Origin of the sequence: Streptomyces phaeolivaceus (genome assembly GCF_009184865.1) — a bacterium.
Taxonomy (GTDB): Bacteria; Actinomycetota; Actinomycetes; order Streptomycetales; family Streptomycetaceae; genus Streptomyces; species Streptomyces phaeolivaceus.
Map to the genome: position 1 here is coordinate 9761105 of NZ_CP045096.1, position 11995 is coordinate 9773099.

Genomic DNA, 11995 nt, shown 5'->3' on the forward strand with positions numbered 1-11995 from the left:
GGTCGGCTCGGTGCCGCCTGCGGTCAAGAGCGGTCGGGCAAGTGCTCGGATGGCGAAATCGTCATCGGCCAACCTCTTGACGTAGGTCTACGGCGTTCGCAAGGGTGTTCCACCACAAGCAATTGAATGCACGATGCGCAACGCATTTCGGCTGAAGGGCTTGGCGCGTGGCAGACCTGTATATGGCTGGGGAATGGCGGGATCCGGTGGCCGGCGGGCGCCGGGAGATTCGCTGTCCCGCCGACGGATCGCTCTCCGCGACCGTCTCGGAGGGGACCCGTGCCGACACCGAGGCGGCGATCGCCGCGGCCCGTGCCGCCTTCGACGAGGGACCCTGGCCGCACACCCCCGAGCGGGAGCGCGGCGCCCTGCTGCTGCGCACCGCCGACCTGATCGAGCGCGACGCCAAGGACTTCGCCCGCGCCGAGTCGCTGGACAGCGGGAAACGGCTGGTGGAGAGCGAGTACGACATCGCCGACGTCGTCTCCTGCTTCCGCTACTACGGCGGTCTGGGCGGCACCGACGCCGGCCGCGTGATCGACACCGGACGCGACGACGCCGTGAGCCGGGTGGTCTACGAGCCCATCGGGGTCTGCGGACTCATCACCCCCTGGAACTACCCGTTGTTGCAGGCCAGTTGGAAGGTCGCCCCCGCGCTCCTGGCCGGCAACACGATCGTCCTCAAGCCCAGCGAGCTGACCCCCTCCACCTCCGTCCTGCTGATGCGGGCGCTGGAGGAGGCCGGGCTTCCGGCCGGTGCCGCCAACCTCGTCCTCGGCACCGGACCCGAGGTGGGCGCCCCGCTCTCCGAGGACCCGCGCGTCGACATGGTCTCCTTCACCGGCGGACTGGACACCGGCAGACGGATCATGGCCACGGCCGCCGCGACCGTGAAGAAGGTGGCACTGGAACTCGGCGGCAAGAACCCCAACGTGATCTTCGCCGACGCCGACTTCGAGACGGCCGTGGACTTCGCTCTCACGGCCGTCTTCCTGCACTCGGGCCAGGTCTGCTCGGCCGGCGCCCGACTGATCGTCGAGGACTCCCTCCACGACCGCCTCGTCGACGAGATCGTCCGCCGCGCCCGGCGGATCCGGCTCGGCGGCCCCTTCGACCCCGAGGCCGAGACCGGGGCGCTGATCTCGGCGCAGCACCGGGAGAAGGTCGAGGCGTATGTGGCGGCCGGGCTCGCCGAGGGCGCCGTACTGCGCTGCGGCGGCGCACGACCCGACGACCCGGCCCTCGCGGACGGCCACTACTACCCGCCGACCGTGCTCGACGAGTGCCGGCAGGACATGCGGGTGGTGCACGAGGAGTCCTTCGGGCCCGTGCTCACCGTGGAGCGCTTCACCGACGAGGACGACGCCGTCCGGATCGCCAACGACACCGAGTACGGCCTCGCCGGGGCCGTCTGGACCGAGGACGCGGGCAAGGGCCAGCGGGTCGCCCGGAGGCTGCGCCACGGCACGGTGTGGATCAACGACTACCACCCCTATGTGCCGCAGGCGGAATGGGGTGGCTTCGGGCATTCGGGAGTGGGCCGGGAGCTGGGACCGACCGGCCTGAACGAGTACCGAGAGCCCAAACACATCTGGCAGAACATCCAACCCCGGCCGCAACACTGGTTCCGCGGCTGAATGCCGAGAAGAGGTCGATCGTGACTTCCACACAGACCGAGGCGCCGGAGCGGCGCAGCACCCCCGAGGACTCGGACGGTACTCCGGTCATATCCGTGCGCCGGCTGTGGAAGGTGTTCGGGCCGAAGGCGGACCGGGTGCCGGAGTCCGAGGAACTGTGCGGCCTCACCCGCCGGGAACTGATGGACCGCACCGGCTGCACCGCCGCCGTCCGCGACGTGGACTTCGACGTCCGCAAGGGCGAGGTCTTCGTCGTCATGGGTCTGTCCGGCTCCGGCAAGTCCACGCTGGTGCGATGTCTGACCCGGCTGATCGAACCCACCGCGGGGGAGATCGTCTTCGAGGGCGAGGACATCCGCGAGGCCGACGCCAAACGCCTGCGCGACCTCCGGCGCCGTAAGTTCTCCATGGTCTTCCAGCACTTCGGGCTGCTGCCCCACCGCCGGGTCGTCGACAACGTGGCCTTCGGCCTGGAGATCCGCGGCCTGAGCAGGGCCGAGCGTACGAAGCGGGCCCTGGAGGTCGTCGAACTCGTCGGGCTCTCCGGCTACGAGAACTCCTACCCCGACCAGCTCTCCGGCGGAATGCAGCAACGCGTCGGCCTGGCACGGGCGTTGGCCGGCGACCCGGACGTCCTCTTCTTCGACGAACCCTTCTCCGCGCTCGACCCGCTGATCCGCCGAGACATGCAGAACGAGGTCATCCGGCTGCACCACGAGGTCGGCAAGACGATGGTGTTCATCACCCACGACCTCTCCGAGGCCCTCAAGCTCGGCGACCGCATCCTCATCATGCGCGACGGCAAGATGGTCCAGTGCGGCACCGGCGACGAGCTGGTCGGTGCCCCGGCCGACGACTACGTCCGCGAGTTCGTCAAGGACGTCCCGCGCGGCGATGTGCTCACCCTGCGCTGGATCATGCGCCCGCTGAACGACGGCGACGCCCTGGACGGCCCCGAGCTGGGCCCCGACGTCGTGGTGCGGGAGGCCACCCGGGCGGTCCTGGCGGCCGACAAGCCCGTCAAGGTCGTCGAGAACGGTGAACTGCTCGGCATCGTCGGCGACGAGGAGATCCTCGCGGTGGTCGCCGGGCAGGAAGGCGGCATGTGATGACCGTCGCCGTGGAGAAACCCGAACAACCCCAGAAGCCGGAACAACCCCGGAAGACGGACTCCGCGCCCCCGGCCGTCGCACCCGCCGCCCGCGTGCGCAGGATCGGACGCGGCACGGTGGTGGCCGCGATCCTCATCGCCTGGCTGGTGCTCTTCGCCGTACTGCGCGGCAAGCAGACCCTCACCCTGGCCGCCGCCGACCTCACCGACCTGCACCGCTGGATCAACGACCTCAACGACTCCATCGGCGCCAACCGCAACTCCAACCCGCTCTTCCTGTACTTCTTCAACGAGATCCGGCTGGTCATCGACACCCTGGTGACCTTCGTCCAGGAACTGATCTCCCAGCCCTCCGCCGACCGCCCCCTCCCGCAGATCGGCTGGCTCGGTGTCGTGGGCATCGCGGGCTATGTCTCCTGGGCCGTCGGCAACTGGCGGGTCGCCCTGCTGGCCGTGGCCGGGTTCACCTTCTTCGGGCTCCAGGGCCTGTGGCAGGAGAGCATGGACACCCTGGCGCTCACCGTCTCCGCGGTGTTCGTGGCGCTGTTGTTCGCGATCCCGCTGGGCGTCTGGGCGGGACTGTCGACACGGTTCAACCGGGTCGTGACACCGTTCCTGGACTTCATGCAGACGATGCCGACCTTCGTCTACCTCGCCCCGCTCACCCTGTTCTTCCTGATCGGCGGCGCCTCCGCCACCATCGCCACCGTGATCTACGCGGCGCCGCCCGCGATCCGGATCACCGCGCACGCCATCCGGTCCGTGCCCGAGACCACCGTCGAGGCCGCCGACTCGCTCGGCGCGACCCGGTGGCAGGCGCTGCTGAAGGTCCTGCTGCCGATGTCCAAACGGACCGTGGTCATGGGCGTCAACCAGTCGATCATGGCGGCCCTGGCCATGGTGACCATCGCCGCCCTGATCGACGCGCCCGGACTCGGCCACACCGTTCTGCAGGCCCTGCAGTCGCTCGACGTGGGCACGGCCTTCAACGCGGGCCTCGCCATCGTCGTCATGGCGATCGTCCTCGACCGGGTCACCACGGCCGCCGCCGCGCGCCAGGAGACGGGCAGGCTCTCGAACGGCCGGTTCGCGGGCCTGCGACGGCCGCTGCTGGCCGCCGGAGGCGTGGTCACCGCCGTCCTCGTCTACATGTCGCACACCTATGTGTGGGCCGCCGAGTTCCCCGGCGAGGGCGGCGTCGGCAGCTCCGTCGCGAAGGCCGCGGACACCACGACCACCTGGGTGCAGGACAGCCTCTCCGGCCTCACCAACGCCTTCCGTGACGCCCTCACCAACGGTCTGCTCAACCCGTTCCAGTCGCTGCTGACCGACTCCCCGTGGTGGCTCGTCGCCGCGGTGCTGATCGGGATCGGCACGGTGGTCGGCGGATGGCGCGCCGGGGTCACCGCCGCCGTCTGCGTGGGACTGCTGCTCGGCACGGGCCTGTGGTCGGACAGCATGACCACCCTGGCGTCGACCCTCGTCGCCACCGTCCTGGTGATGCTGCTCGGCATGGCCGTCGGCGTGTGGATGGGCCGCAGCGCCCTCGCCGACCGGGTCCTGCGGCCCACCCTGGACGCGGCACAGGTCATGCCGCCGTTCGTCTATCTGGTGCCGTTCCTCGCCCTGTTCGGCGCGACCCGCTTCACGGCCATCGTCGCCGCGATCGTGTACGCCGCACCGGTCGCCATCAAGATCATCGCGGACGGGGTACGGGCCGTGCCCGCGGCCACCGTCGAGGCGGCCACCTCCGCCGGGTGCAACACCTGGCAGATCATCACCAAGGTCCAGCTGCCGATGTCACGCAGTGCCCTGACGCTCGCCACCAACCAGGGCCTGATCTATGTGCTGTCGATGGTGGTGGTGGGCGGCCTGGTGGGAGCCGGCGCCCTCGGCTACGACGTCGTGGCCGGATTCTCCCAGGGACAGCTGTACGGGAAGGGACTCGCGGCGGGCCTCGCCATCGTCCTTCTCGGTGTCATGTTCGACCGGATCACCCAGGCCGCGGCCCGCCGCGTGAGCGCATAAGGAGCACTGACCATGGCAACACGGATACGACAGTGGAGAGCCGGTGTGGCCGGGCTGGCCGTTCTCGGTCTCGCCCTCACCGCGTGCGGCGGCGCGAAGGTCGGTGACGAGTCCTCGGGTTCCGACAGCTCGGGCGACTCCGGCAAGTGCGGCACCTTCAACCTGGCCGTCAACCCGTGGGTGGGCTACGAGGCGAACGCGGCGGTCGTCGCGTACGTCGCGGAGAACGACCTCGGCTGCAAGGTCACCAAGAAGGACCTGAAAGAGGAGATCGCCTGGCAGGGCTTCGGGACGGGCGAGGTGGACGCCGTCATCGAGAACTGGGGCCACGACGATCTGAAGAAGAAGTACATCACCGACCAGAAGACCGCCGTCGAGGCCGGCGCGACCGGCAACGAAGGGCTGATCGGCTGGTACGTGCCGCCGTGGCTGGCGAAGGAACACCCCGACATCACCGACTGGAACAACCTCGACAAGTACGCCGACGAATTCAAGACCTCCGAGTCCGGCGGCAAGGGCCAACTCCTCGACGGCGACCCGTCCTTCGTCACCAACGACGAGGCCCTGGTGAAAAACCTGAAGCTGGACTTCAAGGTGGTGTACGCGGGCAGCGAGACCGCGTTGATCCAGGCCTTCCGGGACGCCGAGAAGAACAAGAAGTGGGTGATCGGCTACTTCTACGAGCCGCAGTGGTTCATGGCCGAGGTGCCGCTGGTCAAGGTCAAGCTGCCCGAGTACAAGGCGGGCTGTGACGCCGACGCGGAGAAGGTCGCCTGCGACTATCCCGTCTACAAGCTCGACAAGATCGTCAGCACGAAGTTCGCGGAGTCGGGCAGCCCCGCCTACGACCTGGTCAAGAACTTCACCTGGACCAACGACGACCAGAACACGGTCGCCAAGTACATCGCCGTGGACAAGATGACGCCCGAGGCGGCGGCGAAGAAGTGGGTCGAGGCCAACCGGGCGAAGGTGGACGCCTGGATCAAGTGAGCCCGGGTTTCCGGTTCGGTTGTGCATGACTGCCCGGTGGGCGGTGCGCGCGCGTCTGCGCCCCGCCCACCGGGCATCGCGTTTCTCCCGCTCCGACCCGGAGCCCCGGGGACGGGACGGGTAGGGGCGGCGGGGGCGAGGAAACGTCGTATGTCCCCCCTCCCGGGCCCTCTTGACACCCACCTGCCCGGAAGGCACATTGAGTTGCGCAACCTGAACTGTGTTGCGCACGAAGCAACTGAACCGGCTGGACTCGGCTTTCAATCGGAGGTGCGGCGATGGCGGGACCCCGAGTGGTCATCATCGGAGCGGGCGTCGTGGGCGCGGCACTCGCGGACGAGATCTCCGCACGCGGCTGGACCGAAGTGACCGTGGTCGACCAGGGCCCGCTCCCCGCCACCGGGGGCTCCTCGTCACACGCACCGGGCCTGGTCTTCCAGACCAACCCCTCCAAGACCATGACCGAGTTGGCGCGCTACACCGTCGAGAAGTTCTGCTCCCTCGACGTCGACGGCCAGCCCTGCTTCCTCCAGGTCGGCGGCCTCGAAGTGGCCACCACCCCCGAGCGCCTCACCGAACTCCACCGCCGCCACGGCTGGATCACCGCCTGGGGCATCGAGTCCCGCCTGCTGACCGCCGACGAGTGCGTCGAGCGGCACCCGCTGGTCGACCGCGACAAGGTCCTCGGCGGCCTCCTGGTCCCCACCGACGGCCTCGCCAAGGCCGTCCTCGCCGTCGAGGCCCAGATCCGCCGCGCCACCGAACGCGGCGTGACCTTCCTGGCCCGCCACGAGGTCCTCGACGTGCTCCACACCGACGGCGAGATCACCGGCGTCCGCACCGACCAGGGCGATCTGGAAGCCGACATCGTCGTGTGCTGCGCCGGTATCTGGGGCCCGAAGATCGCCCGCATGGTGGGGATGAACCTTCCGCTCACCCCGCTCGCCCACCAGCTCGCCTGGACCGGCCCGGTACCGGCGCTGGCCGGCCAGACCGAGGAGGCGATCCGGCCGATCCTGCGCCACCAGGACGCCGACCTCTACTACCGCGACCGCTTCGACACCCTCGGCATCGGCTACTACGGACACCGCCCGATGCCCATCACCGCCGACGAGATCCTCTCCGTGGACGAGGCCGACGAGATGCCCTCGGTCCTGAAGTTCACCGAGGAGGACTTCGAGCCGGCCTGGACCGAGACCCAGGCCCTCCTGCCCGCCACGGCGGAGGCCAAGGTCGAGGAGGGCATCAACGGCCTGTTCTCCTTCACCACCGACGGCTACCCGCTCCTCGGCGAGTCCCCGGACGTCAAGGGCTTCTGGGTCGCCGAGGCCGTCTGGGTCACCCACTCCGCCGGTGTGGGCCGGGCCGTCGCCGAATGGCTGGTCGACGGCCACTGCTCCTCGTTCGACCTGCACGAGTGCGACGTCAACCGCTTCGAGCCGCACCAGCTGTCCCCGGAGTACGTCCTCGCCCGCGACTGCCAGAACTTCGTCGAGGTCTACGACATCCTCCACCCCCTCCAGCCGTCGGGCGACCCCCGCCCGATCCGCAGGAGCCCCTTCCACTCCCGTCAGCAGGAGCACGGCGCCGTCTTCCTGGAGGCCAACGGCTGGGAGCGCCCGCAGTGGTACGAGGCCAACGCCCCGCTGGTCGAGGGCCGCAGCATCCCCACCCCCAACGACTGGGCCGCGCGCCACTGGTCGCCCGTCGTCGGCGCCGAGGCCCAGGCCACCCGCGAGACCGTCGCCCTGTACGACATGACCGCCCTCAAGCGGCTCGAAGTCACCGGCCTCGGCGCCGCGGACTTCCTGGAGCGGCTGACCACGAGCAAGGTCGCCAAGTCCGTCGGCTCGGTGACCTACACCCTGCTGCTGGACCACGACGGCGGAATCCGCAGCGACATCACGGTCGCCCGCCTGGGCCGCGACCTGTTCCAGGTCGGCGCCAACGGCAATCTGGACCTCGACTGGTTCACCCGCCACCTTCCCGCCGACGGCACGGTCCAGGTCCGCGACATCACCCCCGGCACCTGCTGCGTCGGCCTGTGGGGCCCGCTGGCCCGCAAGGTCCTCCAGCCCCTGACCGACGAGGACTTCACCAACGACGGCCTCAAGTACTTCCGCGCCAAGCGCGCCCACATCGGCTCCGTCCCCGTGACGGCCATGCGGCTGTCGTACGTCGGCGAACTCGGCTGGGAGCTGTACACCACGGCCGACCTGGGCCAGAAGCTGTGGGACACCCTCTGGGCCGCCGCCCGGCCCCTCGGCGGTGTCATCGCCGGCCGCGGCGCCTTCAACAGCCTCCGCCTGGAGAAGGGTTACCGCTCCTTCGGCACCGACATGACCTACGAGCACGACCCGTACGAGGCCGGCGTCGGCTTCGCCGTCAAGCCCGACAAGGGCGACTTCATCGGCAAGGCCGCGCTGGAGCGCCGGGCCACAGACGTACGGCGGAAGTTGACGTGCCTCACGATCGAGGACCCGCGCTCGGTCGTCATGGGCAAGGAGCCGGTGTACGACGGCGAGCGGGCCGTCGGCTATGTCACCAGCGCGGCGTACGGCTACACCATCGGCAAGGGGATCGCCTACGCGTGGCTGCCGGCGGAGGTCGCGGTGCCGGGGGCCACGGTGCACATCGGGTACTTCGACCAGCGCGTCGAGGCGGTCGTGGGCGAGGAGCCGCTGTTCGATCCGTCGATGTCCCGGCTGCGTGGGTGAGGGGTTCGATGCGAAGAGGGTGCCGCGATGGGGTGTCGGGCGGCCCCAGGTGGTTCGTGGCCGCCGCGTGGAAGGCGCACGCCGTATGACCTCGGTTCGCATCGCCCAGTAACCGTTTGTCATCCATTCGTGCCGTGGCGTCATTGTGCCGTCGCGTCGGCGTCGGCCGCCTCGTCCTGCGCCATGCGCAGGAAGCGCTGGATCGCCTCGACCGACATGTCGAGCGCCTCGGACGCGGCCTGCTCGTCGCCGAACATCTGCACGGCCTCGGTGACGGCCACGGCCAACTCGGCCTCCGCCTTGCGGACCTTGCCCTCGGCCTTGTCGACGGTGTCGACCACGGCCAGCTGCCGGCGCTGCTTCTCCTGAAGGCGCTGTTTACGGGAGAGTGTCTTGTCGGTGTTCTGCGCAGTCATGACCAAGATCATAATTGCTGGAGCCCAACACCCGTACCGGCCCCGGAAGTTCACCCCGAGCAGGGGGCGGATGAGGGACAGTGGGGATGAGAGACGGTGGGGCATTCGAATCACCCGGCGAGGCGAGGGGATCTCTCATGGCGCGGGCGCTGGACCGGGTGCTGGCGGTGGTCGAGGAGCGACGGGCCGAGTTCGACGAGAAGCGGCACATCCCGCGCGAGGTGATCGCCGTCTTCAAGGACGCGGGAATCTACCGGGCCGGCGCACCGAGACGATTCGGCGGCGACGCCCTCCCGCCCGCCGACTTCCTCCGTCTCGTCGAGCGGATCTCGGCCGTCGACGGCTCCGCCGGCTGGGTCGCGAGCTTCGGCTCCTCCCTCGTCTATCTGGCCGCGCTGCCGCTCGCCACCCAGGCCGAGTTGTACGCCGACGGCCCCGATGTGGTCTTCGCGGGCGGCCTGTTCCCCGTACAGCCCGCCGAACGCGTCCCGGGCGGCTACCGCGTCTCGGGACGCTGGAGGTTCGCCAGCGGCTGCACCGCCGCCGATGTCCTCGGCGTCGGCATCAAGGCCGGTGCGGACAGGGCCGGACGGCCCCTCACCGCCGTACTGCGCCCCGACCGGGTGCGGATCGCCGAGAACTGGGACGTCGTCGGTCTGCGCGGCACCGGCAGCCATGACCTGGTCGTCGACGGGGAGGTGGTACCCGAGGAGTGGACGTTCGTCCGCGGCAGCGAGGCCACCGTCGACGAACCCCTCTACCGCTACCCCACCGTCCCCTACGCCTCCCAGGTCCTCGCGGTCGTCGGCCTCGGCGTCGCCCGCGCCGCCCTCGACCATGTGATCGCACAGGGCGGCCGTCCCGGCCACACCGGCGCGCCCAGGCCCGCCGAGCGCGCCACCTACCGCATCACGGTCGGTCAGGCGGAGGCCCAACTCCGGTCCGCCCGCGCCTTCTTCTACGAGGCGACGGAGGAGGCGTGGACGACGGTCGAGGCGGGCGACCCGGTGACGGACCGGCAGGCGAGCGCGCTGCGCCTGGCCTCCGCGCATCTCGCCAAGACCTCCTTCGACGTCGTACGGGCGGCCTATCAGCTCGGCGGTATCGACGCCGTCGACGAGGCGAGCCCGCTCCAGCGCCATCTGCGCGACGCGTCGGTGGTGCCGCAGCACGCCTTCCTCCAGGAGGGCATGTACGACGGCGCGGGGGCGGTCCTCATGGGCGCCGAGCCCTTCCCCGGCTACCTCTGAACCCGTGCGGGTACGTCCGCGCGGCGTGACGCGTACGCACCCCGGTGGACCGGGCAGAGTGGGGACGGCACGCACCGTGCGGGCCGCCGAGCGCGGCACCCGTCATGACACCGGTCCTGACCTCGGTCGCGGCACCGGTCGCGGTACCGGTCGCGGAAGTCCACCACGCGAGAGGGGATCATGCGTTCTCCGACCTTCGTCTTCGGTACGGGGCGCAGCGGTTCGACGGCGCTGTCCCGCATCCTCAACGCTCACCCGGACGTACTGAGCCTCAACGAGTACATGGCCTCGGTGGGCGACGCGGCCTTCCCCTCGGGGGAGCTGGGCGGCGAGGAGTTCTGGCAGGCGATCTTCCGGCCCGCGCCGCATTTCGAGCGGATGCTCCGCAGTGGGGTGCCGCTGCCGGAGTTTCTCTACACCCGCCGCCCCGGCAGATACGCGACGGGGACTACGGGCATTCCCGCGCTCTCCCTGATGGTGCTGCCCCACCTCACCGACGACCCGGACGGACTCCTCGACGCACTCGGCGCGGCGGTGGTCCGATGGCCCGAACGCACCGCCGCCGAGCACCACCGCGCCCTGTTCGGCCTGCTCTGCGCCAGGTTCGGCCGCACCGCCGTGGTGGAGCGCTCCGGCTACTCGACCGGCTGGGCCCCGAGGCTGCGCGAGGCCTTCCCGGACGCCGGATTCGTGCATCTGTTCCGTGACGGCCCGGACTGCGCCCTGTCCATGAGCCGCCACCCCGGGTACCGCGCGATCTCCCTGCTCCGCGAGATCAAGTCCCGCGCCGGCGTGGGCAGTTTCGCCGAGCTGACGCCCGAGCACGTCCGCGCGCTGCCCCCGGACCTGGCACCCCTGCTCGACGACCGCTTCGACCCCGCCCTCGTGCGCGACCGGCACATCCCGCTGCGGGTCTTCGGCGCCCTGTGGTCCGAACTGGTCACCGAGGGAACGGAGTTCCTGACCCGGCTCCCCGCGGACCGGCGCGCCGCCCTCTCCTACGAGAGCCTCCTGGACCACCCGGCCGAGGAGCTGACCCGCCTGGCCGAGTTCATCGGCGTGGACCCCCTGCCGCGATGGCTGCGCACCGGGGCCGCCCTCCTCGACCACAGCCGCCGAGGCTCCGCCCGCGGCCTGCCCGCCGCCGAACTGGCCCGACTGCGGGACGACTGCGCCCCGGGCACCCGCGCCCTCAAGGGATAGCGTTCACTCTCCATCGTTGCAACGGAGTTGTGGATGCTTGTTGCGTTAATGTCGCGACCATTGCAATGAAATCGGCGCATTAACCTGGCTATATTGAGATCTCGTGCAATATTGACGTTGCTGGATCCATGAATGCAACGTAGCGTTTCCGTATCGAGAAACTCTGGATGGGCGAGGGGGTCGGACCATGGACACAGCACGCGGTCGGCACGGGACGGCACCCGGCGCCGTCACCGCCTTCGCCCGCTTCGCGGTCTGCGGCGGGGGAGTCGGCGTCGCCTCCGGCTTCGCCGTGGCGGCCCTCGCCTCCTGGCTGCCCTGGGCCCTGGCCAACGCCCTGATCACCGTGGCGTCCACGCTCCTCGCCACCGAACTGCACGCCCGCTTCACCTTCGGCGCGGGCGGCCGGGCGACCTGGCGTCAGCACACCCAGTCGGCCGGATCGGCGGTGGCGGCGTACGCGGTGACCTGCGTGGCGGTGCTCGTCCTGCGGGAGTCCGTGGCCGAACCCGGCGCGGTGCTCGAACAGGTCGTCTATCTGTCGGCCTCCGCGCTCGCCGGAGTCGCCCGCTTCGCGGTGCTGCGCCTCGTCGTCTTCGCGCGGAACCGTCCCGGACGCGATCTCTGCCTCGTCGCCTGACCG

At 70.1% G+C, this 11995-nt stretch carries 9 protein-coding genes; 8 read left to right on the forward strand and 1 reads right to left on the reverse strand.

Annotation, left to right across the window (positions count from 1 at the left end; translation table 11 throughout):
- The first annotated feature begins 167 nt into the window (after positions 1 to 167).
- The 5 genes from F9278_RS44425 to F9278_RS44445 all read left to right on the forward strand — a co-directional run bounded on the left by F9278_RS44425 (position 168) and on the right by F9278_RS44445 (position 8483).
- Positions 168 to 1637, forward strand: a complete 1470-nt coding sequence (locus F9278_RS44425; RefSeq protein ID WP_152173371.1) for an aldehyde dehydrogenase family protein — start codon at positions 168 to 170, stop codon at positions 1635 to 1637.
- 20 nt (positions 1638 to 1657) lie between these two features.
- A complete protein-coding gene (locus F9278_RS44430) occupies positions 1658 to 2746 on the forward strand; it encodes a quaternary amine ABC transporter ATP-binding protein (protein ID WP_152173372.1) in 1089 nt (362 codons plus the stop codon).
- Positions 2746 to 4776, forward strand: coding sequence for an ABC transporter permease (locus F9278_RS44435; RefSeq protein WP_152173373.1), 2031 nt, complete (start codon positions 2746 to 2748; stop codon positions 4774 to 4776). Before F9278_RS44430 ends, F9278_RS44435 begins: the two co-directional genes overlap by 1 nt.
- A gap of 12 nt (positions 4777 to 4788) precedes the next feature.
- Positions 4789 to 5766, forward strand: a complete 978-nt coding sequence (locus tag F9278_RS44440; protein ID WP_152173374.1) for an ABC transporter substrate-binding protein — start codon at positions 4789 to 4791, stop codon at positions 5764 to 5766.
- Between the two features lie 278 nt (positions 5767 to 6044).
- The gene (locus F9278_RS44445) at positions 6045 to 8483 is read left to right on the forward strand and encodes a GcvT family protein (protein ID WP_152173375.1); all 2439 of its coding nucleotides are present in this window, start codon (positions 6045 to 6047) and stop codon (positions 8481 to 8483) included.
- A 140-nt stretch (positions 8484 to 8623) separates the two neighbouring features.
- Here F9278_RS44445 and F9278_RS44450 read toward each other — a convergent pair whose 3' ends face one another.
- Positions 8624 to 8899 (reverse strand): hypothetical protein, encoded by a 276-nt coding sequence (locus F9278_RS44450; protein ID WP_152173376.1) that lies wholly within the window; start codon positions 8897 to 8899, stop codon positions 8624 to 8626.
- 137 nt (positions 8900 to 9036) lie between these two features.
- Between F9278_RS44450 and F9278_RS44455 the strand changes: the two genes are divergently transcribed.
- The 3 genes from F9278_RS44455 (at position 9037) to F9278_RS44465 (ending at position 11992) form a co-directional block, all read left to right on the forward strand.
- Positions 9037 to 10149: an acyl-CoA dehydrogenase family protein gene (locus F9278_RS44455; protein ID WP_152173377.1), complete on the forward strand. Its 1113-nt coding sequence runs from the start codon at positions 9037 to 9039 to the stop codon at positions 10147 to 10149.
- A 180-nt stretch (positions 10150 to 10329) separates the two neighbouring features.
- On the forward strand, positions 10330 to 11352 hold the full coding sequence (locus tag F9278_RS44460; RefSeq protein WP_152173378.1) for a sulfotransferase family protein: 1023 nt from the start codon (positions 10330 to 10332) through the stop codon (positions 11350 to 11352).
- A 187-nt stretch (positions 11353 to 11539) separates the two neighbouring features.
- Entirely contained in the window at positions 11540 to 11992 is a 453-nt protein-coding gene (locus tag F9278_RS44465; protein ID WP_152173379.1) for a GtrA domain-containing protein, read from the forward strand.
- The last annotated feature ends 3 nt before the right edge of the window (positions 11993 to 11995 follow it).